Origin of the sequence: Bradyrhizobium sp. NP1 (assembly GCF_030378205.1) — a bacterium.
Lineage (GTDB): Bacteria > Pseudomonadota > Alphaproteobacteria > Rhizobiales > Xanthobacteraceae > Bradyrhizobium.
This window is the reverse complement of record NZ_CP127385.1, coordinates 3859184-3881616: the sequence shown is the minus strand read 5'-3', so window position 1 is coordinate 3881616 and position 22433 is coordinate 3859184. Positions and strand designations below refer to the sequence as shown.

Here is a 22433-nt window from a genome sequence, read left to right as displayed (position 1 = left end):
TGCCGCTGACTTGGTCGGATCTCGGGGTCGGGTCCGTTTCCCTGCCATCCAAGCCCCCCATGGTTTAGTAGCGATGCGCGCCGTCGTCGCAGTTCTTGTGCTTGTGTCTGCCGTTCATGCAGGGATCTGGGGCCTTCTGCGCGACAAGGAGCCGGCACCCGACTTCAGGGGCATCCTGCCGAGCGTCTCCTATGCGCCGTTTGAACCGAAGCACACCGTCGTCGACAGCGACGCCGAAAAAGTCCGTGCCGACCTGAAGAAGCTCGCCACGGTGGCGCGGGCGGTCCGCCTTTATTCCTCGACCGAGGGCAACGAATTGGTGCCGCCGATCGCGGCGGAGTTCGGCCTGAAGGTTACGCTCGGCGCCTGGATCGACAAGGACAGCAATCGCAACACCCGCGAGATCGAGGCCGCGATCAAGCTCGCGCGGCGCAACAGCAATGTCATTGGCATCGTCGTCGGCAATGAGACCATCTACCGGGGCGAGCAGATCCCGCTCGAGAACCTAGGATCGCTGCCCGAGATCGGGATTGAGCCTGAAGAAGCCGCGCGCATCCTTCGCGAGGAAAGCGAGCGGCTTCGGGGCGCGGAAGTGCAACCGGAAGACAAGAGAGCCGTCGCGGTCAAATGGGCAATTGCCGAAAACAACGTTCATCGGCTGATAAAAGTCATCCAGCGTGTCAAGGGCGCGGTCAATGTCCCCGTCACCACGGGCGAAATCTGGAACATCTGGCTAGAGCACCCTGATCTCGTGTCATCGGTCGATTTCATCGGCGCGCACATCCTGCCTTACTGGGAAGGCTTTTCCGACAAGCAGGCCGTCGACCAGGCGATGATCATCCATCAGAAGCTGCGCGACGCCTTCCAGGGCAAGCGCATCATGATCGCCGAATTCGGCTGGCCGAGCGCCGGCTACAATCTGCAGAAGGCCAATCCCGGGCTGTTCGAGCAGGCGCTGACGCTGCGCAATTTCGTTAGCCGCGCCGAGGCGATCGGCATGGAATACAACATCGTCGAGGCGATCGACCAGCCCTGGAAATACACGGAAGGTGGCGTCGGTCCCTATTGGGGCATCTTCACGACCGCCCTCGAGCCGAAATTCGCCTGGACCGGTCCCGTCGTCGATCCGAACTACTGGAAGCTCGCCGCGATCGCGCTTCTGGTCGGCGTACTGATGTCGCTGCCGATCCTCCGGCTTCGCGACCCCACCGCGTTGCAGGCGGTGCTGCTGTCAGCGGCGGCGAACGGCGTTGGCGCCTGGGCCGCCACGGTGTTCGCCTATTGGAACAGCCATTATTTCGTCTGGGGCTCGGCCTTTGCGTTGACGCTCGGCATGATTCTGCTCGTGCCGCTGGTCCTGATCGCGATGGCGCGGATCGAGGAGATCGCCGCGATCGCCTTCGGCCAGCCACCGCGCCGGCTGATCGAGAAGCACGCCGCGCTTGCGCCCGCCACGATCGGCGAGAACCTGACTTTCCCGAAAGTGTCGATCCACGTGCCCGCCTATTTCGAGCCGCCGGAGATGCTCAAGGCAACGCTCGACGCGGTATCGCGGCTCGACTATCCGAACTTCGAATGCGTCGTCATCATCAACAACACGCCTGATCCGGAATTCTGGCAGCCGATCCAGGATCATTGCCGCACCCTCGGCGAACGCTTCAAGTTCATCAACGCCGAGAAGGTGAAGGGTTTCAAGGCCGGCGCCCTGCGCATTGCCATGGACCGTACCGCGGCGGACGCCGAGATCATCGGCATCATCGATGCCGACTATGTCGTGCATCCGGACTGGCTGAAGGACCTCGTCCCTGCGTTTGCCGATCCGCGCGTCGGCCTCGTGCAGGCGCCGCAGGACCATCGCGATCAGGACCGGTCGCTGATGCATTACATGATGAACGGCGAATATGCCGGGTTCTTCGACATCGGCATGGTCCAGCGCAACGAGGAGAACGCCATCATCGTGCACGGCACGATGTGCCTGATCCGCCGCGCCGCGATGGACATGGCCGGCGGCTGGGCCGGCGACACCATTTGCGAGGACACCGACCTCGGGCTCGCCATCATCGAGCATGGCTGGCTCACGCACTACACCAGCCAGCGCTACGGCCACGGCCTGCTGCCCGACACCTACGAGGCCTTCAAGAAGCAACGCCACCGCTGGGCGTATGGCGGCTTCCAGATCGTCAAGAAGCACTGGCGCCGCTTCCTGCCCGGCGCGAGCCGGCTGTCGCCGGACCAGAAGCGCGAATTCTCGCTGGGCTGGCTGAACTGGCTCGGCGCAGAAAGCCTCGGCGTGCTGGTCGCGCTGCTCAACCTCGTCTGGGTGCCGATCGTCGCCTTTGCCGACATCGCCATTCCCGACAAGATCCTCACCCTGCCGATCATGGCGGCGTTCCTGGTGTCGCTGCTGCACTTCGTCTGGATGTATCGCAAGCGGGTTCCGATCAGGACCGGCCAGATGCTGGGCGCGATGATCGCGGCCATGAGCGTGCAATGGACGGTGTCGCGCGCGGTCGCCAACGGCCTGATCAAGGACCATCTGCCCTTCGCCCGCACCTCCAAGGGCGGCCTGTCCAGGATGTCGATCGAATTCCAGGCGTTCTGGGAGGCCGTGATCGGCGTCCTGCTGCTGGTCGGCGCCGCCGTGCTCGTCGCCTCCAACAGCTACAAGCAGATCCACGAGATCTACATCTTCGCCGCCGTGCTGGTGTTGGAAAGCCTGCCGTTCCTGTCGGCAGTGGCGATCGCGATCCTGGAGAACTCGCGGATCAACGCGTTCTCGTTCTGGCGCCATGCCGGCGTGCGCACCGCCGAGCTGATCGGCCTGCGGCCGGTGGCGATGCCGACGGTCGCCGGCCCCTCGCAGCCGGTCGCGACCGAATTCATCGCCAAATCCAACGATCCCGCCCGGGGATAGCGGCCTGCGCAGGCGGCAGCCGCGGAACCTCGACCGGGCGGCTTTCGATGGCGACCATGACTTTCGCGGTGGGCTCGCCGGGCTTCGGCCGGCGCCCTGCACTATTGACCCCGGCTGGCCAGCCCCCTACACAGCGCGGGCCGGAAGCATGGTCAAGACGGTCCGCCCTCGCCTCGCGCGAACGGATATTGCGATCCGGATCATGCCCGCCGGGCTGATGGGAGCGCGTAGCTCAGACGGTAGAGCACGTGACTTTTAATCACGGGGTCCTGGGTTCGATCCCCAGCGCGCTCACCAGCAAGATCAAGCACTTACCGCAAAATCTCCAAATCATCCTAGAGCCTCGTGTGGGCACCGTGTTGGCAAATCGACTGCCGCTGCTGGCCATCAAACGTCGATTAGCCTCCCAACTAGGAAGGCCGCCGGTGCGGGCTTGATTGGAGGCTCCGCGGAGTGCGGGCCGCCCTCTGAAAATGAATCAGGCGGCCCGGCATGAAGCGGACGGCCCCCGAACGAAACGCGGGACCGAAGCCCCGCGCGACACTCAACCTGAACCTGGCCCATCTGCCTATTTCACGTGTCGTTCAGATTCGAATCACCACTATTCCTCCCGTAAGGATGATTCCCATCCGGGAGGGAAATTACATGCGACGTGCGATCATTTTTGCCTTCGCGGCCGCCGAGTTGGCTTTTGCGTCGGCTGCTTCGGCACAGGGATTGGTTAGACCCCGCTGGAACTATCAAGGGTCAGCCGTCTGCCCGACCGACTATGTGTTCCAGGATGGCTGGTGCGTCAGCATTTATTCCCGGCGCTACCGAGGAAACGATGGCGGCGCATACCCAGGCCCCGGATCTGTTGGCGCGGTGACGCGGCCGTGGCTTAACCCGTACGGTGAGTTGCAATGCCCCAGAGATTACGTCCTAGATCCAGCAAGAAATTGCGTCAGCATCTACGCTAGGCGCGGGTATTATTGACCCGCGCCACAAAGTAGGACGCGGGACCGAGCCCCGGCACGCCGCGGCGGGCGTCAATCCTGGTGGCTATCGAGCATGTTGGCGGCCCGCCGAAGGGCTTCCACGATCTCTGCCCGATCGGCAAAGTCCCACATTTGCTCAATCGCATCGGCGAGAAGGCCGCCGCATTGCAGCTGGTTGTCGTCATAGGTGCGCAATGCCTGGATTTCGTTCGCCTTGGCCTCTCAGCGCGCCGAGATCAGCAACGTTGTCCGTCATGTCGGATGACCGTCGTGGCACTGATCGCGGTGGTCTGGCTCTCGCCGCCGCGGATCAGACTCCCGCGAGTCGCTAGGTCAAGCCTGTGGCCGTCGTAAGGTCCACGTCAGCCTCGAATTGTAATCTGCCGTCCGTTGGAAAAGAGGGGGCGCTGCTCATCCTCGCGGCAGGGTTGCTTTTCGTCTTCATGCACTAAGGCGGGGGACCGTCCGAATTAGGACACTAGATGACTATCCGCACTGCGAAAGGCGGCTGCCCTGCCTTTCACGGTGGAGCGGCCCTGTCGTGTTCTCAGCACGACAGGGCCGTTCTGTTTGGCCGCCTCCAGCGAAGGAGTAGCGCGGGGGCCGAAGCCCCCGCCCCGACGGCCCTGCACGAGTCCAGGAAGCCCGCTGGTGCGGGCTCAGCCGGAGTGCTGCCGGATGGGCCGATCATGGCCTGCCGCAAACGCGGGCGACGCTGATTCCCCGTGACCCGGTTTGGTCGGTTAGGACCTTTAGGACGCCGTGAGCGTTAAGGCGGCAGCAACCGGGGGCAGAGCGCAAACCCGGAGTTCCCGATTATGAGTGTTGTCCCTTTGGACGTTCAACGAAGATGCGAACAACGGTGGGCCGCGAGATTTGCAAGACCGGTTCCACAGACGGCGCCTCAAAAGCAGCAGCTTCAAAGCCAGGGCCAGCAGTTTGCCGCGCCCGCCAAAGTCAAAGGGAAAAACCGCCGGGCTGAATCGGCGGGCTCGAAGTCTGCCCCAGCGGGGTGAGTGCGAGACCGGGCGGCTTCATGGCCGCGGATCAGACTCCCGCGCGGTCGCTTAGTTGGCGGCCCCCTTCATGATAGTTTTGACGACGGGCCACGCGGCGCATGGTCTTCCTCATCCGTCAGATGATCTTCGACGTTATCGGCGATCTCATCGCAGACCGACGCCAACGCACGCAGTTCGGTTTTAACGAGAGGATCGTCGGCTCGCTCGACAAGTTTTCGATACCTGGTCGCCTGATCCCGTAGATGGTTAAGCCAATCATGTATGCCGAACACATTGTCGTTGAGCTTGGAGTCGCAACAATCCATAGTCGAGCTTTCACTAGAACACCGAATGCGTGAAGCTGATGTGGGTTCGGCAATCTGCCGACACCATTAAATAAGGCTTTAGTTCGTGCTCGGGGCGAAAACAAAACGTGAGCGCGGACCTGAGCCCGCCCCCTTGTTACCGCCTCGCGCTTCGAAATGGCGTGGCTGAATCGCCGGGGTCAGCGGCACCATCGATCGATCACCAATATTCCCAAGCGCCGAGACCCCCACCCACCCTGCTCTCACGTCACGAGGATTCACTTTGGCCGAAACCACGCAGCTCTCCGTTGAGAAAGCGCTCAATAAGCTGCGTGAGGCGGATACTCGGAAATCAAACCGACACAGCATGAAGAGCAAATTGACGCGCTCGATGAAGAGATAAAGCGCCTGAGAGCGCAGAGATTGCGTCTTGTAGCGCATCAATGACGTTCGACTAAGCGCGACTGAGGTTGAGTGGAGGCCTAGGAACAAGCGAGACGAATATGTGTGCCATCGCTGGTCAACACAAATGGCACTATTAGCCATTGATGGGCAGCTTGAGAAGCCAGCTCGCTCACCAGCACTTTCAGCAACTTGGCTCGAAAACAGCAAGCTCCTCGGAAGCCGAGGCCTTTCCCGGCCGTAGCCGTGGGCTAAAGGCTGTGTTCGCTTAAAGCTGATCTCGAGCCACCTTTCGCCCGTAGTTTGCTCGGGCCGGGCGACAATGCGTCGATCGCAACTAGATGACAGTTCTGCCCCCAAAGCCCTCAATGGGGCTCGGCATTTGAGGCGGCCCGGTCTTCGGCTCCGTTCCACTGGGGGGATGACATTTCCAGGCAGGTCAGGAGCTCGACATAGCTTTGATCACCGCCGATCGAGCTTTCCACGATGCAGTCTCTCTTGTTAGGCCCCAACTTGGACCATTCCTGACCCAACTGCTTTTTCGCATTGACTTCGTCCCGCACGCAATCCGCCTCTTCCTGCTGAAAGCTGGTGGCTGCGTCGGCTGCTTCAGCGCGACAATTTCGGTTGATATCAAAGGTGGGCACCTGGTCGCTGGTCTCGCCGGGTTGCGCCAGGGCAGCCGCGCTCGAGAGAGCAACCGTGATGACTATCGCTATCGCTGCAAGTTTCATGATGAATGCCTTCTCGTCATATTCAAATCAGATAGGCACCCAGCCGGACCGCCCGCCATCACACTTGTTCACCGCAGCGTGAGCGCTGATGTCATCCCGTCGTACATCATCAAGCTGCCAGTATCCCGTCCGCGGAATACCCGATCACGCGGTAAAACCGGCATTGTGCGCGAAGCTTGCGCCTTCAGGCGCGGCGAAGATCAGCGCCACGACAGCCAGCGGGCGCGTTCTTTCCCTCACGCTATTGATGATTTGCGAGGTGCAAACGACCGCGCTTTCCGTTGCACCGGGCGCCGCGAATGAAGACAGGCCGCCGCATGAGAACGGCTGGATCGGGAAAGGAAGCCGCGCCTCAATCCTCAGCCGCGACGGCGTCGACGCCAAAAGATCAAAACGACCGAGACAGCAACAACGGCCATCAAGCCTATCAAGGCGCCTTCTCGAATTTCCGCGCGCGAGAAACCGGCATAGACATGAGCAGTGTGCCGCAGAACACCTGCGAAGATCACGGCAGCGAGAAGAAAGCTGACGATATATCTGAAACGAGCGTTCAGTATTTCCAGCATTCTATATTCCCACCAGCGCAGGTGAGCCTTGTTTATCAGCCTTTTTGCCCTGCGGACCTTCTTCCTGGTTGTTCCGCTCCACTCATCCACCGCGGCTTCCGAGCAATTTGGGCAGGCGCACACGGTCGCAGGTGGGGCTGACCATCTAAATCTAACGCAAACGATTTCGAGACGTTGAGCGCAGTGAGGACACCGATCGGGTAAGGTCTTACGCATAACAAGCGACCCCAAAACTAAATACGCTTCAGTTCTACTGCCAACCTCAGTCCTTGTTCCACGACAAGCTTCCACGACAGCCGACCCCGATCCTAAGACGGAAACGAGGTCGGAGCGAGTCATTGCATGTTCGAAGTGGATCTACAGTGCGTGCCGAGGTCCGTTCCACAACGGGAACAAGGCGCCCTTGGGTTGCAGCGGCAGCGCGGCCCGTCCCGGTCCCGGCGCAAATCGCAAATGGTGTTGGCAGTTTTCCCGACTGGTTCCGGGCGACCGGTCAATCAGCCTCGTGCCGTGTCGGCGTGCGCTGAGGATGACGCGGGCGGATCGGCGAAATCACGCCGTCAAGCCAGTCCTGCGTCTCTGCGAGGGCGTACCAGGCATCCCCCATTCGCTTGAACCGGTTGCGGGCCGCCGCGCTGGGCGCGGCCTCCTCCAAGGTCAAACAGTTTTCAGCATTCTTTCGAAGCAGCTCGGACTGGTTCATGGAATTCTCGTTACTACTCGCAGGATCTACAAACATCTCCCAGGACGCCCCGCACGCCGTGCACCTCCACCGGTTCATGATTTTCCCAGTGGGCAAATAGGCTGGACTCGCGGGCGCGGTGACCAGGTTTCCGCAACCGCAGATATCCGTCCCTTGCGATGGCGACCGGCGTGTTTCGTCGCGGGTCGCTCGCGCCGCCCAGCGGCGTTCGAAAGTTCGGCGAAGATGCAAGGGATAGATGATGGCGTTCACAGCGCTCCTCCTGCTCGGCGGGAGCGCTGTAGCGTCTCTCAGTCATCAATGCCGCGCGGTCATGATCGATGATAGGGAATATGTGGCGACGCCAAGGTCGAAGCGCCAGCGTTCAAAACACATGCCGTCCTGGTATTTCGTCGCGGGAACCGCCACCGGCAAAGTGCGCGCTGGCCGCCTAGCGGACGGGCAGCGCCGCCTCGCCGCCAAACTTCGACGGATCGTCGTAGCGCGGGGTGTCGTTGTAGTGCGCCGAGGGGGGACGGGGTACGTCAGCCCAACCTGGAACGGCGGCGAAGCTTGAGGCCACGCCAGGACGGATGGCGACGTGATGGCGCTTGTGGGCGTGATGCGCCGTTGCAGCTTCGGCGCAAACAGTCAGGGCGATCAACAATCCCAAAGCCAAGGCATGACGCATCGCATTTGCTCCAGAGAGGCGAGCGGAGCCCGCAGCCCGCGCGAGCCGGGGCTACTCAGGGTCCGTGCTGAAGATCGGCGCAGCGCCGCTGTTATTCCACGGAGGCGACAGATGCCGCCGCCTGCGATTCCCCCTCGGTCGGGCACACCGCCGCTGTCGCCGCCATGAGATCGGCTCGCATGCGGCCGCACGGGCAAAAGCGACGCCCCATTTCATAGTAAACCAGCCCTTAACTCGGAATTGATATGGTTTTGCCGTGCACCGGGTGGTGACCGCCCGGCTAAGCGGGAGCGACCATCATGCCCGTCGAGATGCTGACCTATGCCGAGCTGGGCGAACGGCTCAAGATCTCCCCCGAAGCTGCCAGGGCTGTCGTGAAGCGGCATCGATTGCCGCGATCACGCTCCAACGATGGCAAGACGCTGGTCCAGGTCGACCTCACCGAGATCAGCCATTCCCCGATCGCACGGGGGCCGCAGGCACCATCCGGTCAACAGGTGGTCACCGCCCTCAAGCAAAAGATCGAAACGTTGCAGGCCGACCTGATCGAGATGGAGGCCATTGCCAGCGGCCACCGGGCCGACTTCGAGCGGGAGTGTGAGCGCACGAACAAGCTCCTGGCCGAACTGCTCAAGGCCAGCATCGGGACGATGGCCGCGCGCGAGAAGGCGGCCCTGCTCGAAGGGAAGCTGTCGGTGCTGGCGCGGCCGTGGCGGCGCCGGCTGGTCGATGCAGTCAGCCTTGCCCTGCCGCAAGCGGCCTCCAGCGTGCGCGAGAGCGTCGGACGCTTTGCCCGCTCGCATTGAACCGCGAGCTGGGCGTGCCTATTGCTGAACGGGCTCGCGATCGCGCCATGCCCTTCGCGATCTTGTGCTCCTCGCCGCACTCGCGCGCGGCGAGGAGGTCTCCACAGTCAGTGTCGCATCCACTGCGGGATCGGATCGAGCGGCGTGCGATACAGTTCCCTGTTATCGCCGTCCGTGACACGAACCGCGCAGCCTTTGGCCTTCAACTCGGGCCGCACCACGGACAGCTCGCTGGCGAGCTGCTCGGCACGGTCCGAGGCAAGCTCAAGGTCCTCCAGGATCAGGCCGCCCTGGCTTTTGTACTCTTCACCGATCACGAGATCGAAATAGTAGTACGGCATCCGAAAGTCCCTCCTTCCGGTTTGCGCAAGATGGTAACCCCGAGTCGGGTGGTTCCCTTAGATGCAACTTGCATCGCCGCGTGCGCTTGCGGGGAACTGTTGCATTTTGGCTCACGCATGACGGCGCGTGCGCCGCGCTTTCCGCGGAAGAACCTGCTGCAGGAGGCGTTGGCGTGCTTGCGCAAGGCGCCGCTGAATCTTTGCGCCGCGCAAGCGCCGTTCGGGCAGATTGCCAAGGCGCAGGAAAACGCCCGCGTCGTGGCGTCTGCCACTTGACGATAGGCGCGCCTTACGCAAGAAATTTTGTGCCAAATTGTCGCACGAGAGAACTGGCGTGAGGCATTTCGACATTGCGATCATGTTTGGAAGCCTTTGGCTTCTCGCGTCCCTGGTCATTGATGCCGCGACGCCGAAAGAGCTTTCCGTCTACGTGATCGGCGCTGCGATAGCGCCGGCCACCGCCATTTCGGCCATCCTGTACTGGCTGCGCGTTCCGCGGATGGATTTTGCGGTAATCTTCGCGACACTCTGGATGATCTCGGAGATGGTACTCGAATTGGTCACGCCAAAGCCGCTGTCGCCGCTGATGGGCTTTGTGGCGATCGCACCCATGCTGATCGTGGGCGCCGTGATCAATTTCCAGTGCTGGCGCCGCTCAAGGCTTCGGTCAATTCCTGTCCCCGAGGCGCTGCCAAGCTCCGATTGAGACGCGGCGCGCGCCCATTTCCTCCCGGTCAAGGCCAATGGGCAGTGTCGGCCGCCCTACCCCGAAAGGGTAATGCCGACTGATCCTTTTGTGCTCACCGCTCGGGAGCACCCTGTCGCTATCGTGGTCCGTTTCCAGAAAGGAGGAAACGTCCATGGCAACCAGGTTTTTGACACTGGCTCTATTGCTCGCCGTGGCCGGTGGTTTTGTTGCAGTCAGCCCGGCATCGGCATTTGACGCCACCCGCAGCGCCGGATTCGCGAGCTACAACCATCCCAAATATGACAAGTGGAAGGACAAGCAAATTCAAAGGCACAAGGCCGTGGCTGCGCGAAAGCAGCAGTGAGGTAAAACGAGAGGCCGCCAACCGAGGCGGCCTCTCTTCACGCTGTCAGGACGCATCAAGATTTGTCGTGACGACCAAATGGCATCAGCTGCCGGGCGGAGAATAGGCGGTCCGGAGCTTGCTGGCCGTGTGGCGCACCTTCGTGATTTCATCCTGTGTAAAGAGCCGGGTCAGCTTCGCGTTGTGAATCGTGCCGGCGGCGACGACCACACCGCTGACCGCGGGCGCGGCCGAGGGATCAGGCACATCGAATATCACCAGCACGCCGGGACCGTCGGAGGCGGTGCTGTACATTGAAATCAATTTGCCGCCAGCGGCTTCAATCAGCTTCTTGGCCGCCTCGTAGCGATTTGTCGCGGGGTTCTCCATGATGGCGTTGAGTGATCGCGGCGTATACTGTCCGGTCAGGCAGAAATGCATGGCAATTCCTCCCGTTCATGCGCGTTCTGAAAATGGACGAGGACCCTTCCGATCTGCTCGGAACGGCCTGTTCTGATCATGAAAAAATAAGGATTGCAGGGCCCGCCGTGGCCATGTGCGCCGCGCGTCGTTTTTCCGGAATTTCGGCACATCCCGGTCGCGGCTCTGCGCGAACTCTACACCCGCCGGGCACGCTTGCGCCACCTCCCTCGTGATCACCTCGCGCACGAGGCAACGCATTCGAGGTTTTGCGCCCGCATGCGCGGTTTCGAATCGGCCTCCGCGTCCCCAGGAGCCGCCAGGTAGCGGCCGCTCGATCGTGCGGCTGGGCAGAACGGGCTCATTCCGCTGCGGCGGCAAGCAGTCCGCGCCGGCGGCCGGGGACTTCTACCTATTTCGAGGTATGCGGAAAGATATATCCCGATCAAGAAAAGGATTGCGAGACTGGCGGGCCTCACTGCCGTTGTTATTTCCAGGTTTCGGTGCGCCCTGCCCGCAGCTCTGCTTCATCTCTACACCAACTGAGCTGCGCTGACGCTCACGTCGCCCTTTCCTTCCGCTATGCGCTCCCCCGATACTCTGCTAGACTTTGGGTCAACGGGCTCAGCGAAATCTGACCCTGACGGCCTTCGGCGCAAGGTTCGCGAATTTTCTGGGTCCGCGCGGGCAAGATGAGCTGTGTATTTGATCGCCTTTTTGGACTGACGACCCCTCGGCGGTTCCAGAATTAACCCGCAGCGTCGGCATAAAGCTTAACTGGCAAGCTTAACCGACTGGTTTTGTTGTACGGCAACTCAAAGTGGCTGAGGATTTGGCGCCGAGTAGTGTCCCTAACTTGTATTGATGAAGGGAGTACTAGTGATGGTGCAGTCATCCATGGGACGACTTTTGACTGATATGGAGCGCGAGATCGAGGCAGAGGTGCGGAACAGGCCGCCAGTCCACGAGCCGCCGCGTCACGCCGATATCGCACCGCTTCGGATCGGTGCGCCCGCCCTTGCGATGCCGGACTACGTCGAGCATCGCGAGGGAGCAACGGAGATCGGCAGGTTGTCGGCTGAAGCCGTTGTGCGCGAATACGAAGCTGCGGCGAAAGAGATCGAGACGATGGGCGCCGAGCTGATCGAGTGCGTCAAGCAGTGCGAGGCGATGGCGCGCGAGGCACTCAGCGTGAACCAGGAGCTGAAGGAAACCGCACAACGCTACCGCGAGGAAGCCAAGCGCGTTTTCGTTCAAATCGAGACCTGCTCGCTGGTGACGGCGGAGGTCCGCAAGACCTGTTCCGAGCTCAAGGACAAGATTGCGGTTACCCCTCCGAACGACAGGCTCAAAGCAAAGAAGAAATGATCCCCCGGGCGGTCCGCCGGTGGTGTGCCCTCGGGCCACCGGCGGCCTCTGCATGGACGGAAGCCTCATGAGCACGCTGGTTCGAAATGCCACCGGCTCGCGGTTGTCGGCGCTGCACGAACTGACCGAGCGCGCCTGCAACGATCCGCATCGCATGCGGGCGCGCAAGACCGAAGCCATGATCATCGCAATCATGCCGCAGCGAGCGTGGCTCTCCTGCACGGCGGTCTCCCGGCTGATCGGGGCCGCCGACGACCGCAAGACCCGCGCAAGGCTCGATCGCCTGGCGCGCGATGGCAAGGTCGAGCGCAAGCGCGAGCAAGGCACGCATGGCGCGGTCTACTTGTTTCGAAGGCTTTCCTGAGAGCAACGACCGGTCGGCCATAACGGCGAGCCCTTCAGAGCAGGCACGAAAGTGCTGCCGAAGCGGCCCCACCTTCCCTGCGCGCCGCGGGCCGAACCAGCCCGGGGCCGGAACCGAACGCATCCCCGCAAAGAAAAAAGCCCGGCTCGCGCCGGGCTTTTTGCCGGATAGATTTCACTGACCGAAGCGATAGTTGACGCCGACTCGCACCAGGTCCATGCCGGTGGTGCTCGCAGACTGGTTGAATTGCTGTGCCGTGATGATGACGCCCCCCGGCGTCACGAACGCGGTGCCTCGGTTCTGCGTAATGAAGTTCGTGGAACCCGACAGCCAGGTGTGAAGATATTCAACCTTGGCGCTCCAGTTTCCCCAGAACGCATATTCTCCGCCGACGCCGACCACCCCGCCAGTCAGCGTGTTGGACGACGATCCGACATGGCACGAGGCGAGGCCATTTCGCGGATCGGCGGGGCATCCATCACCGAAGAAGTTCCAGGTCTGGGTGCGCGAGAAGCTGGCGTCGCCCACGGCCAAACCGCCCGTCACGTAAACCAGCGCACGATCAAACGCGTAGCCGCCTCGCGCACGGAAGGTCGCGAGCCAGTTGTGCCGGATCGAGTCGAAGTCCTGGCCCGTATTAGGCCCGGCCACTGCGAGCCCGCTGACGCGCCGCTCGCTCATGGAAATGCCCTGAATATCGGCCTCCAGGCCGAGCATCCACGAGCGGTTGACCATCCAGTTGTAGCCGACCTGCGCGCCACCCGCGAAACCGCTGCCGTTGACGCCGCCATTGCCGGCGAGAGCCGCAACGGCAATCGCGTTCGGTACGGCCGTCGCGGGTGTCGTGATAAAGTTGTTGACGTTGTTGTGGTCCCAAATGCCTCCGGCATTCAGACCCACATACCAGCCGCCCCAGCTGAACACCGGTTGTACAACCGGCGGCGCCTTGACGGGCAGGTCGGCGGCGAGGACGGAATGGGCGGAAAACAAGCCGACGATAGCGGCCGCGAGCGAAAGGCCTTTCAAGGCACACCCCCTAAATCATTTACGAGAGCAAAAAAGCTGCATGAATTGGCGACTTAGCGCCGCACTTCAATATGTTCCCAATCCAGCATCGCATTCGCTGCCAGGCAAGAGGTGTTGCGGCACCGACGAGCGGAACCCAAACTTATGTGTCTTGGCGGCCACACCCGCGTTCCGGCCAAGCGGTTCCCGCCGCACGGGATCGAGGCGCGGCCATTGCGCGTTGACGTCCGGATGCTGAACATATCCGGATGAGCAGGGATGACGACGGCAGCAAGAGTTCTTGCGCGACGACAGCAGCTTCTGGAACGGCTGCGAGAGGATCCCGGCCCGCATGAACGCGCCGAGATCGGGCGCCTGCTTGCGGAAATCGAGCAGGTACTGGATCTGATTGGCAAGGCCGGCCCCGGCCTGCGCCGCGATCCGCAATAGCAGCGCGTTCGTGGCGAATTGATCCCAGCGTACAAAAGTGTACCGACCGCATCGCCGCCTTGCTCTAGGGTTCTAGCACCGGGCTAGTGCGGCTTTTCATTCCGAAACAATTTTGGCCCGGACAGCCGCTGGCCGCAGGGTCAGCGGCTTTTTGCTGCCGACAGCGTAACGCCGGTTCCCCCTCGCCTTACGATGGCCCGCTTTGTGCTTGGTCCTGCTGGGGTTCGCGAAGGGAGCGCCTGATGGGACTGCGCTTTTGGATTTTTGCCGCTTTTGCCGGCGGCCTTGCCCATTTGATCCTCACGCTTGCCGACCGGCAGGTAGCGGCCGGGGTTGACCGGCTCGCGGAAATCCGCCTGTCGCGACATGCGTCATGGGAGGACGATCCCGAGCTGAAGCTCGTGACCGCGCACAGCCCCTATATGCGCGACGAGCGCTAGGACGGCCGATCGCCCATCCGATCATCCGTGGCCGGTAAGTGCGCCACGAACGCGATCGACGACGCCGACGTAGCTGCCCGTCACATCCTGGCGGAACAAGCGCACGCTCGGATACCAGGGGCTGTCGTCGCGATAGCACAGCCAGCGCCAGTCCGGCACATAAGGCAGCATCACCCAGGTCGGTCGTCCCAGCGTGGCTGAGAGATGCGCGACGCTGGTGCAGACGGTGATCACGAGATCGAGGCACGAGATCAGCGCGGCGGTGTCGCGGAAGTCCGCGATGTCGGCCGTCGGATCGAGGATCCCGGGGTGCGCGGCGAGAGCTGCGGCATCGCCGGATCTGACATCCTTTTGCAGGCTGATGAAGGTCGCCTCGCAATCGAGCAGCGGCACGAGCGTCGAAAACGGCATCGAGCGGTTGTGGTCATTGGTCTGCCGCGGATTGCCGGACCAGACCAGCCCCACCCGAAGGCGGCCGCGCGGACCGAGGCGATCTTCCCAGGCCGCGATGCGATCGGCGCCAGGCGGCGGCAACGCCAGCGGCGCAGGAATCGTGTCGAGCCGCGTGGCGAAGGCGAGCGGCAGGCTCATCACCGGGCAGTGCAGGTCGTGCGGCGGCAGCGTGGCGGCGGACGAAGCGATGCAGGCCACGATCCCCGGCAGCCCTGACAGCAGAGACACCAGCGCGTCCTGCACCATCAGCACCACCCGCGCTCCCCTCGCCGCGAGCAGCGGCACATAGCGCGCAAACTGCAGCGTGTCGCCGAACCCTTCGTCGCCATGGATCAGGATGGTCCTGCCTTCGATCGGCGTCTCGCCGAGCCAAAGCGGCACAGCGAACTGGCGGTAGCCGGGCGAATAGTCCGGCATCTTCCAGCGCTGTTCGCGCGCGGCCCAGCCTGCCTCGTAGTTGCCGAGCAACAGGTGCAGATGCGCCAGGTGATAGGCGCCCTTGGCGTGATCCGGGGCGAGCCGCAGCGCCCGCTCGTAGGTCGCGACCGCCTCGTCGAAGCGATGAAGCTGGATCAGCGCAAAGCCCTTGTTGATGAGGACGTCGGCGAGATCCGGACGGAGCGCCAGCGCCTTGTCGAACCACGGCAGGCCTTCCGCCGCACGGCCGAGCCACACCAGCGCGTCGCCGATATTGTTGCAGGTGAAGGGATCGCCGGGGTCGAGCGCATGGGCGCGACGGCTGTCGGCAAGCGCTTCGTCGAGCCGCTTCAGGCTGCGCAACGCCCGTCCGCGCCATTGCAGCGTCGCCGCATGCGCCGGCTGCAACCGGTCGCACAGGTCGAACTGCGCGAGCGCGTCCTCGAAGCGCTCAAGGCGATGCAGCAGTATGCCGACCTGAAACGCCGCTTCGAACTGCCGCGGATTGAGCGTGAGCGCGTGCTGATAGGCAAGCAGCGCGTCGGCGGGGCGCTCGAGCGCAAGCAGCGCGCCGGCGAGATGCTTCCACAGGTCGGCGTCGTCGGGCTTGAGCTGCACCGCCTTGTCGAACACGCCGAGTGCGTCGGCGAGCCGGCCCTGCTGCTTCAACGCAACGCCAAGACTGGCCAGATATTCGGGCCTCGGCGCGAGCCTGATCGCGCGCGAAAACCATTCGACGGCGTGGTCGGGCTGCTTCGCCTGGAGCGCCAGCACCCCCATCAGATGCAATGTGTCGACATGCTCCGGGTCGATCGCGAGCGCCTGCTGGCAGCAGGCTTGGGCATCGAGCAGGCGTCCGCCGCTCAGGTGCCCGAGCGCGGCCTGATGAAGGGTCGCAGGTGTTGCGGTCGGTCGCAGGCGCGGGTCCGCCCGCTGCAGCGCCAGTCCCGCCGGGTCCAGCCCAGCCTTGCCCGGGTCGGATTTGGCGCCCTTGGCGGCGGCCCTGCGTTCCCTGCGGTTCATGCGCGATTCTGACCTGACCGCGATCACTTAGATGATTCCGCTGTCCCCAGAAAGCGGCCCGAACCGAGCTGGACGAAGCCGTTTTCCTCGGCCGCGAAACCATTTTCGCCTCCCCGCGAAAGCATCCCGAAACAATCGCGGGGCAGCGTCCCTAGCGCCTGATCAACAACGGAGTTCGGTCATGGTCGCGCTCCTCAACCTGATCTATCGGGAGTTTTGCAAGGCCCGCCTCATCGAGATGCGGAAGCACTGGATCGTCTGAGGCGATCAAGGCGCGGGAACCGGACACCCGCGGCACACGTTGACGAGCGCCCTGCTCACAGGCGGTTGTCAGATGCGATGCTCGCTGATCCTTGGTGTCCTGATGCTTTCTGTCGCCGTTGCCGGGTGCTCCGGCCCTCAAGGAGACAAGGGCGACAAGGGTGAGAAGGGCGACCCCGGCGCCGCCGGTCCCGCTGGCCCGCCCGGCCCACAGGGTCCGCAGGGACCGCCGAGCAAGAATGGAGAGAACGGCGTCTCCCCACCTCCGCAATTCCGCGTCGTGCGCTCCTCGGCCGAAGGTGGCGTATCAAGGCCGGCGATGTGCGGGGTCGACGAGGTCATGGTCAGCGCGACCTGCCTGTCGAAGACCGGTTCGGTCAACCAGGCGCCTCGAACGATCAGCGACAGCGGCGTTGCCTGCGATCCGCGCCCCGGTCAGTCGGACGTTCCCGAAGCGGTGGTCCTCTGCGCCAAGCGATAGCCTTGTTTCGCGAAAATCCGCCTCCAAATCGCCGCGGCACAGGCCATGATAAGGTCCGAGCGGCCTGATTCTAACATTCGCTCGCCAAATTGGGCGGCGCTCTCGCGAATGTTGGACTCGAGGGACCACTGGCAAACCCAGGATTCTGGTGGAGTTTTGGATTTGACCTTCGCTTCGCGAACTCGAGGCTGGCGGAAGCGAATGCCAGACCCACTCCACCGGCGAATCAGGAGACCATGATGGCGGCAGACAGCGACAGCAAAATCGCCTGGCACCGGGCACAGCTCAGGAAGAACCGGGAAGCGCTGAAGAATCTGGAGACCGGCCGGTTTGCCTTCGGCGAGATCGCGGGCTCGCGCCATGCCGCGCAGCAGCAGAAATCGATCGTCGAGCTGAAGCGCAAGATCGGCGAATCCGAGCAGGTGGTTGCCGCCCACGAGAAGGACACCCGACGGCCGCGCGGCACTGATTTTCGCAGCCTCGCGACCGTGCCCTGGGGCAAATGGAATGCGATCGGGACCTGACGAACCAGCGAGCCACGCAAGGTGGATTCCCGCGAAATAGCCGGATGCGCATGCCCTGGGGTAGGTTGAAGACAAGGCACCCGGCTACTCGGCCGCGCGGCGGTGCGGCCTTTTGATTTAACCATCAGCAGCTTAAAGAATTGTCTTCGCCCCCCGCGCAACGTCGACTATAACAACGCCGTGGGCGATGTGGCTCCCGGGTCAAGGGAGCTTTCTGCAGTGCGTTTCAGAAAAGCTTAAATTGCACCTGCCACACTCTGCCCGCGAACGAATCGGCGCGGCGGCTGCCGAATGTTCTGTCGGTGTGGACTCGGATTGCATCCGTGCCGCGTCGTTTTCGGAAATGCCGCCGAATATTGCCCAAGCAGTATTTTGGCGGTCCTGGAATTCGAATCCCGACGAGGGGGATGAGAGGGCGACAAGTCTGCTCGTCTCGACCTCGGACCAGCGCGCGATCACTCGAGCCCTTTCAAGGGCTCGCAACGCGAGGCCGCGTGGGATGAAACAGAAGGAAGTGCGTTCGCTCATTATCAAGGAATGGGATCGTTGGCTGCAGACCCAGTCGATCGATACCAAGGGGCCGACGGGACGGGAGTCCCTGAAATTCTACTTCGAGTTGCAGGACACGCGATCGACCCTGCTGGACTTTCAGGCCAGGGGCCGCGACAAGTGGCGCATCCTGCACAGCTGGCTGGTGAGCGAGCGGCGCGTCTCGGACTGAGGCGGCCGCTCATCTGCGCGACGCCTGCATCGAGCCCGCGTCACTCACCCAACGCCATCATCACGAGCGCGCCGACCAGTGTCCCGAACCCGAAGTTCGCATCACGTCGCAGTGACCTCTTTTGCGAACTTCGGGTTCGAAAGGACACTGGCAAGCTTATAATTCTGATGTGGTTTTGGTTCGGAAGTTCTCTTGGCGAACCCGCAGCACAAGTGAAGAGAACTTCCGAACCACCACACTAGGCTGAACAACGCACAGCCGAGCAGGCCGTACTGCAGCAGCGCCAGGGCCTGCCCCGGCGCTTCGCTTGCCGTGCCGATCTCGTAGATCAGGATCGCTGTGGTCACGCCGCTCATCAGGATGACTTTCGGCCATCTGCCGTTCATGGTGTTGCTCCCAGACGAGCATCGAAGCCTTTTCGATGCTCGCCTTTTGCTGGCGCAGGACGCGCGACACGAGAACAGGTTCCGATTGCGCCTGTCTTAGCCGCAGCAACGCGTCGGCGGGTTCGAGCGAGGGCCTGAAAATGCGCGCCGGCCGCCCCTGTTGATAACCGCGCCGGTGCTGTTAGCCCTTGCGCAACCAGGGCGGCCGGCGTGTTATCGACGTTCCGCCCTTCGCCCGCACGACGGAACCTCGACACCATGCGCATCACCCTCGTCGGCTCCCGCCATTTCGGTGTGACCACCCTCAACGCGCTGCGCGAACGCGGCGTCGAGATCGCGCGCGTGGTGGTGGCGGATGCAGAAGATCGGCTCGCCGCTGCGGCCACGGCTGCGGGCATAGCGGTCGTGGTGCAGGCCGATCCGAAGCGCGTGACGGCCGCGGAGATTGCGCCCGGCACCGACCTGATCGTCACGGCGCACAGTCACGCCAAGGTGACCAGGGAGGCGCTGGCGGCAGCCCGGCTTGGCGGTATCGGCTACCACCCCTCGCTGCTGCCCCGCCATCGCGGCATCGCCGCGGTGGAATGGACGATCAAGGAGGGCGATCCGATCGCCGGCGGCACGGTCTATCACCTTGCCGACCGGATGGACGCGGGCGCCATCGCCGCCCAGGACTGGTGCTTCGTGAAGAAGGGGGAGACCGCGCGCGAATTGTGGGAGCGCGCGCTGGCGCCCCTGGGCTTGCGGCTGCTGGCCGAGGTGATCGACCATGCCAAGACCCATGGCACGCTGCCGGCAAAGCCGCAGGACGAGCAGTTCGCCACGCAGGCCCCGAATCTGCCTCCGCAATAGGTCGACGGGGGTGCCCTGTTACCCCTAAAAATTATCCTTAAACTGTCCGGAACCGCCCTTTCGGGTTGCGCGGCCTCACGCGCATGTGCTTGGTACGACAGGAACAATTCCACTTGCTGCGGCGCATCAAATTTTGGTCACATTGTGCCGAGATAAGCCGCAGCATCACACACATCGGGAACTTGATTCATGCGTCTCAACGCCATTGCCTCGATATTGTTTGCTTCCATCCTCTCCAGTGCGGCTACGGCCCCCGCGCTGGCCCAGACTCCCTATGACGGGTTGTGGACCGTGACCATCACCACGCACAGCGGCACCTGCGAACCGACCGCAAGCTCGACGCTCACTGTGACCGACGGTAAGATTTCGGCGCCGGGCTCCAACGTATCGGGCAGCATCGGTAATGGAGGCCTTGTTAAAGTCTCCATCAATGGTGCATATGCGAACGGTCAACTCAGTGGCAACTCCGGATCGGGAAAGTGGAATGGCGCTTCAGCGGGCATACCGTGCAGCGGTCGGTGGCAAGCATCGCGGCAGTAAAGCGGGCAACCTAGTCGACGCCCTTGTGATGGTTCGGCGGCTGTCGATGGCAGCCGCCGTTTTCTTTGTGGCCGCGAGCTTCAGCTCGACAGCGCACGCGCAGGCCGGCCCTTTCGCCGGCATGGCGGGCAGCTGGGCCGGCAGCGGCACGGTCACGCTGGATGATGGTTCGAGAGAACGCATCCGCTGCCGCGCGACCTATGCGGTCAGCGGACCCAACATGAACATGACGCTGACCTGCGCCAGCGACGCCTACAAGTTCAACCTGCAGGCCAGTGTCGTCGACGAGGGCGGCGCGGTGACCGGCAATTGGACCGAGTCGAGCCGCAACGTCGCCGGCACGCTGCAAGGTCGCGGCGGCGGCGGACGCTTCGAGGTGCTCGCGAGCGCAGCCGGCTTCAACGCCAACATCGCGTTGCGCACGGCGGGCGGCAAGCAGTCGATCGCGATGCGCGCCGACAGCCAGTTCCGCGCCGCCGACATCACGCTGTCGCGCTGATCGCCAATGCGGACTGTCGCGCCGGGCTTCGGCCCGGCGCTGGCGCGAGAGCGTTTTCGAGCGATGCGGATACCGGTTCGCGCGAAGAAAACGCGTCAAAACCAGAATCTGGAGCATCGGTTCTGATTCCATCAGAACCGAAATGTTCTAGCTTTCCGGCACGAACGCCGTCACCTCGATCTCGACCTTGGCCCTGGCGTCGACGAGGCCGCCGATGAAGAGCAGCGTCGAAGGCGGGAAGCTCCGCCCCAGCGTTTCCTTCCAGGCCGCACCAATGCCGGCGCCCGCGGCCTCATAGTCGCTGCGACTCGTCAGATACCAGTTGAGGCGAACGATGTGACCGGGCGTCGCACCCGCCTCCGCCAACAGCTCGACGATCCGCTTGAGTGCGACGCCGACCTGCGCCGCAAGGTCTGGCGGATAGTCGCCGCTTTCCTCATGGCCGGTCTGGCCTGCCAGCACGATCCAGCGGCCGGGAGCGCTGAATTCGACACCGTGCGAGAAGCCGCGCGGCTTTGACCATTCGGCCGGTTGCAGGATACGCATGCGCCAGTCCTCCCGAAATTTGCCTTCGAAGCTTTGTTCGATCTCTAGTGGTCCTATTCTAACATTCGCATCCCGTTTTAGCAGGTACTCGCACATCGGTTCCGTCGCAGCCCGAAATTCCACCACGCGCATCGCAGCATCGGCAGATTTGCGCGTTGCAAATCACGCCGCGGTCGCCGATACAGCCGCCCTGCCCGCTGACTGAAAAGAAGTAACTCCCCTCGCCGATGAACCGTACGCCCTCGATCCCCCTCGCCGCGCTGTGGATGGCGGGCTGGCTTGCACTGATGCTGATCATGGTGGTCGCCGGCCGCGAGGCGATGCGCGAGCTCTCTGCGTTCCAGCTGATGGAGCTGCGCGCCGTGCTCGGGCTGTGCATGCTGTATCCGCTGGTCCACGTCAGCGGCGGCGTGAGCGTGGTGAAGACCCAGCGCCTGCCCGAGCAGATCGGGCGCAACGTGATCCACTATGCCGCCCAGCTCGGCTGGTTCTTTGCGTTGACGCTGATTCCGATCGGCCAGGTGGTGGCGATCGAGTTCACCATGCCGTTGTGGACGGCGATCCTGGCCGCGACCTTCCTCGGCGAGCGGATGACGGCGGGAAAGATCACCGCCGTCGTGCTCGGCATCATCGGGGTGATCGTCATTGTCCGGCCCGCCGCCAGCGAGATCAATCCGGGCCAGCTCATCGCGCTCGCCGCAGCGATCGGCTTCGCCATCTCGGTTGCCATGGTGAAGTCGCTGACCCGAACCGAGCAGACGCTCACGATCCTGTTCTGGATGCTGGTGATACAGTCGGTCGCAGGGCTGTTGCCCGCGCTTCTGGTCTGGAAGTGGCCGCCCGCCATCACCTGGGTGTTCGTCCTTGCCGTCGCCTTCTGCGGCACTTTCTCGCACTACTGCCAGGTTCGGGCGATGATGCACGCGGACGCGACGGTGGTGATTCCGATGGACTTCCTGCGCGTCCCCTTGACCGCGACCGCGGGCTGGCTGCTCTATTCGGAGCGCCTCGACCTGTTCACGGTGCTGGGCGCGGTGACGATCCTGGCCGGCAACCTCCTGAATTTGCGCTCCAGCGCGCCGCTGCCGGCGCCCGTTCCCCAAGCCGGGATTCCCTCGCGCAAATTGTGACCTAAATCACGCAAGTCGTTCGGCTGCATCGGATACCTTCGCGCGCAAGTCCTGTGGCTCGCCGAGTCCTGTGGCTCGGCGGGTCCTGTGGCTTGCAAAGACGCGG

General features: G+C 63.0%; 29 protein-coding genes and 1 tRNA gene. 17 read left to right on the top strand and 13 right to left on the bottom strand.

What is annotated here, in order from left to right; genetic code table 11:
- Positions 1-73: 73 nt before the first annotated feature.
- Entirely contained in the window at positions 74-2914 is a 2841-nt protein-coding gene (locus QOU61_RS18615; RefSeq protein ID WP_289652666.1) for a glycosyltransferase, read from the top strand.
- 221 nt (positions 2915-3135) lie between these two features.
- Positions 3136-3211 (top strand) — tRNA-Lys (locus QOU61_RS18610).
- A gap of 731 nt (positions 3212-3942) precedes the next feature.
- Here the strand turns inward: QOU61_RS18610 and QOU61_RS18605 are convergent.
- Positions 3943-4086, bottom strand: a complete 144-nt coding sequence (locus QOU61_RS18605; protein WP_289652665.1) for a hypothetical protein — start codon at positions 4084-4086, stop codon at positions 3943-3945.
- A 922-nt stretch (positions 4087-5008) separates the two neighbouring features.
- On the opposite strand from QOU61_RS18605, the gene QOU61_RS18600 reads away from it, so the two are divergent.
- Entirely contained in the window at positions 5009-5152 is a 144-nt protein-coding gene (locus QOU61_RS18600; protein WP_289652664.1) for a hypothetical protein, read from the top strand.
- Positions 5153-5293: 141 nt separating this feature from the next.
- Here the strand turns inward: QOU61_RS18600 and QOU61_RS18595 are convergent, their stop codons facing one another.
- From QOU61_RS18595 to QOU61_RS18575, 5 genes are all read right to left on the bottom strand, one after another.
- Positions 5294-5635 carry a hypothetical protein gene (locus QOU61_RS18595; protein ID WP_289652663.1) on the bottom strand — a complete coding sequence of 114 codons (342 nt, stop codon included), beginning with the start codon at positions 5633-5635 and terminating at the stop codon, positions 5294-5296.
- Positions 5636-5961: 326 nt separating this feature from the next.
- Positions 5962-6330, bottom strand: coding sequence for a hypothetical protein (locus tag QOU61_RS18590; RefSeq protein ID WP_289652662.1), 369 nt, complete (start codon positions 6328-6330; stop codon positions 5962-5964).
- A 359-nt stretch (positions 6331-6689) separates the two neighbouring features.
- The gene (locus tag QOU61_RS18585) at positions 6690-6896 is read right to left on the bottom strand and encodes a hypothetical protein (protein WP_289652661.1); all 207 of its coding nucleotides are present in this window, start codon (positions 6894-6896) and stop codon (positions 6690-6692) included.
- 493 nt (positions 6897-7389) lie between these two features.
- A complete protein-coding gene (locus QOU61_RS18580) occupies positions 7390-7599 on the bottom strand; it encodes a hypothetical protein (RefSeq protein ID WP_289652660.1) in 210 nt (69 codons plus the stop codon).
- A gap of 430 nt (positions 7600-8029) precedes the next feature.
- The gene (locus QOU61_RS18575) at positions 8030-8269 is read right to left on the bottom strand and encodes a hypothetical protein (protein ID WP_289652659.1); all 240 of its coding nucleotides are present in this window, start codon (positions 8267-8269) and stop codon (positions 8030-8032) included.
- Positions 8270-8568: 299 nt separating this feature from the next.
- On the opposite strand from QOU61_RS18575, the gene QOU61_RS18570 reads away from it, so the two are divergent.
- The gene (locus QOU61_RS18570) at positions 8569-9075 is read left to right on the top strand and encodes a hypothetical protein (RefSeq protein WP_289652658.1); all 507 of its coding nucleotides are present in this window, start codon (positions 8569-8571) and stop codon (positions 9073-9075) included.
- 107 nt (positions 9076-9182) lie between these two features.
- Here the strand turns inward: QOU61_RS18570 and QOU61_RS18565 are convergent, their stop codons facing one another.
- Positions 9183-9416, bottom strand: coding sequence for a DUF6894 family protein (locus tag QOU61_RS18565; protein ID WP_289652657.1), 234 nt, complete (start codon positions 9414-9416; stop codon positions 9183-9185).
- Between the two features lie 117 nt (positions 9417-9533).
- Here QOU61_RS18565 and QOU61_RS18560 point away from each other — a divergent pair, with 117 nt between their 5' ends.
- From QOU61_RS18560 to QOU61_RS18550, 3 genes are all read left to right on the top strand, one after another.
- A complete protein-coding gene (locus QOU61_RS18560; protein ID WP_289652656.1) occupies positions 9534-9692 on the top strand; it encodes a hypothetical protein in 159 nt (52 codons plus the stop codon).
- Positions 9693-9750: 58 nt separating this feature from the next.
- Positions 9751-10122: a hypothetical protein gene (locus tag QOU61_RS18555; RefSeq protein WP_289652655.1), complete on the top strand. Its 372-nt coding sequence runs from the start codon at positions 9751-9753 to the stop codon at positions 10120-10122.
- Between the two features lie 154 nt (positions 10123-10276).
- Positions 10277-10468, top strand: a complete 192-nt coding sequence (locus QOU61_RS18550) for a hypothetical protein (RefSeq protein WP_289652654.1) — start codon at positions 10277-10279, stop codon at positions 10466-10468.
- An 84-nt stretch (positions 10469-10552) separates the two neighbouring features.
- Here the strand turns inward: QOU61_RS18550 and QOU61_RS18545 are convergent, their stop codons facing one another.
- Positions 10553-10888, bottom strand: coding sequence for a GYD domain-containing protein (locus QOU61_RS18545; protein WP_289652653.1), 336 nt, complete (start codon positions 10886-10888; stop codon positions 10553-10555).
- Between the two features lie 861 nt (positions 10889-11749).
- On the opposite strand from QOU61_RS18545, the gene QOU61_RS18540 reads away from it, so the two are divergent.
- Together QOU61_RS18540 and QOU61_RS18535 are read left to right on the top strand one after the other, a co-directional pair.
- Positions 11750-12235 (top strand): hypothetical protein, encoded by a 486-nt coding sequence (locus QOU61_RS18540; protein ID WP_289652652.1) that lies wholly within the window; start codon positions 11750-11752, stop codon positions 12233-12235.
- 67 nt (positions 12236-12302) lie between these two features.
- Positions 12303-12599 carry a hypothetical protein gene (locus QOU61_RS18535; RefSeq protein ID WP_289652651.1) on the top strand — a complete coding sequence of 99 codons (297 nt, stop codon included), beginning with the start codon at positions 12303-12305 and terminating at the stop codon, positions 12597-12599.
- A gap of 174 nt (positions 12600-12773) precedes the next feature.
- On the opposite strand, the gene QOU61_RS18530 is transcribed toward QOU61_RS18535, so the two are convergent.
- Positions 12774-13625, bottom strand: a complete 852-nt coding sequence (locus QOU61_RS18530) for an outer membrane protein (protein ID WP_289652650.1) — start codon at positions 13623-13625, stop codon at positions 12774-12776.
- Between the two features lie 66 nt (positions 13626-13691).
- Positions 13692-14051 carry a hypothetical protein gene (locus QOU61_RS18525; RefSeq protein WP_289662299.1) on the bottom strand — a complete coding sequence of 120 codons (360 nt, stop codon included), beginning with the start codon at positions 14049-14051 and terminating at the stop codon, positions 13692-13694.
- Between the two features lie 245 nt (positions 14052-14296).
- Here QOU61_RS18525 and QOU61_RS18520 point away from each other — a divergent pair, with 245 nt between their 5' ends.
- Positions 14297-14494, top strand: a complete 198-nt coding sequence (locus QOU61_RS18520; protein WP_289652649.1) for a hypothetical protein — start codon at positions 14297-14299, stop codon at positions 14492-14494.
- A gap of 21 nt (positions 14495-14515) precedes the next feature.
- Here the strand turns inward: QOU61_RS18520 and QOU61_RS18515 are convergent, their stop codons facing one another.
- Positions 14516-16387 (bottom strand): tetratricopeptide repeat-containing glycosyltransferase family protein, encoded by a 1872-nt coding sequence (locus QOU61_RS18515; protein ID WP_289652648.1) that lies wholly within the window; start codon positions 16385-16387, stop codon positions 14516-14518.
- A gap of 364 nt (positions 16388-16751) precedes the next feature.
- Here QOU61_RS18515 and QOU61_RS18510 point away from each other — a divergent pair, with 364 nt between their 5' ends.
- From QOU61_RS18510 to QOU61_RS18500, 3 genes are all read left to right on the top strand, one after another.
- Positions 16752-17129 (top strand): hypothetical protein, encoded by a 378-nt coding sequence (locus QOU61_RS18510; RefSeq protein ID WP_289652647.1) that lies wholly within the window; start codon positions 16752-16754, stop codon positions 17127-17129.
- Between the two features lie 239 nt (positions 17130-17368).
- Positions 17369-17653, top strand: a complete 285-nt coding sequence (locus QOU61_RS18505) for a hypothetical protein (protein WP_289652646.1) — start codon at positions 17369-17371, stop codon at positions 17651-17653.
- A gap of 499 nt (positions 17654-18152) precedes the next feature.
- A complete protein-coding gene (locus tag QOU61_RS18500) occupies positions 18153-18374 on the top strand; it encodes a hypothetical protein (RefSeq protein WP_289652645.1) in 222 nt (73 codons plus the stop codon).
- A 101-nt stretch (positions 18375-18475) separates the two neighbouring features.
- Here the strand turns inward: QOU61_RS18500 and QOU61_RS18495 are convergent, their stop codons facing one another.
- The gene (locus QOU61_RS18495; protein ID WP_289652644.1) at positions 18476-18760 is read right to left on the bottom strand and encodes a hypothetical protein; all 285 of its coding nucleotides are present in this window, start codon (positions 18758-18760) and stop codon (positions 18476-18478) included.
- A 258-nt stretch (positions 18761-19018) separates the two neighbouring features.
- Here QOU61_RS18495 and QOU61_RS18490 point away from each other — a divergent pair, with 258 nt between their 5' ends.
- From QOU61_RS18490 to QOU61_RS18480, 3 genes are all read left to right on the top strand, one after another.
- On the top strand, positions 19019-19612 hold the full coding sequence (locus tag QOU61_RS18490; RefSeq protein ID WP_289652643.1) for a formyltransferase family protein: 594 nt from the start codon (positions 19019-19021) through the stop codon (positions 19610-19612).
- 189 nt (positions 19613-19801) lie between these two features.
- Positions 19802-20152, top strand: a complete 351-nt coding sequence (locus QOU61_RS18485; RefSeq protein ID WP_289652642.1) for a hypothetical protein — start codon at positions 19802-19804, stop codon at positions 20150-20152.
- Complete coding sequence (locus QOU61_RS18480; protein WP_289652641.1) at positions 20097-20651, top strand: hypothetical protein; 555 nt, start codon at positions 20097-20099, stop codon at positions 20649-20651. The genes QOU61_RS18485 and QOU61_RS18480 overlap by 56 nt, the downstream gene beginning before the upstream one ends.
- A gap of 147 nt (positions 20652-20798) precedes the next feature.
- Here QOU61_RS18480 and QOU61_RS18475 read toward each other — a convergent pair whose 3' ends face one another.
- Complete coding sequence (locus tag QOU61_RS18475; protein WP_289652640.1) at positions 20799-21197, bottom strand: RidA family protein; 399 nt, start codon at positions 21195-21197, stop codon at positions 20799-20801.
- 227 nt (positions 21198-21424) lie between these two features.
- On the opposite strand from QOU61_RS18475, the gene QOU61_RS18470 reads away from it, so the two are divergent.
- Entirely contained in the window at positions 21425-22327 is a 903-nt protein-coding gene (locus QOU61_RS18470) for a DMT family transporter (RefSeq protein ID WP_289652639.1), read from the top strand.
- Positions 22328-22433 lie beyond the last annotated feature (106 nt).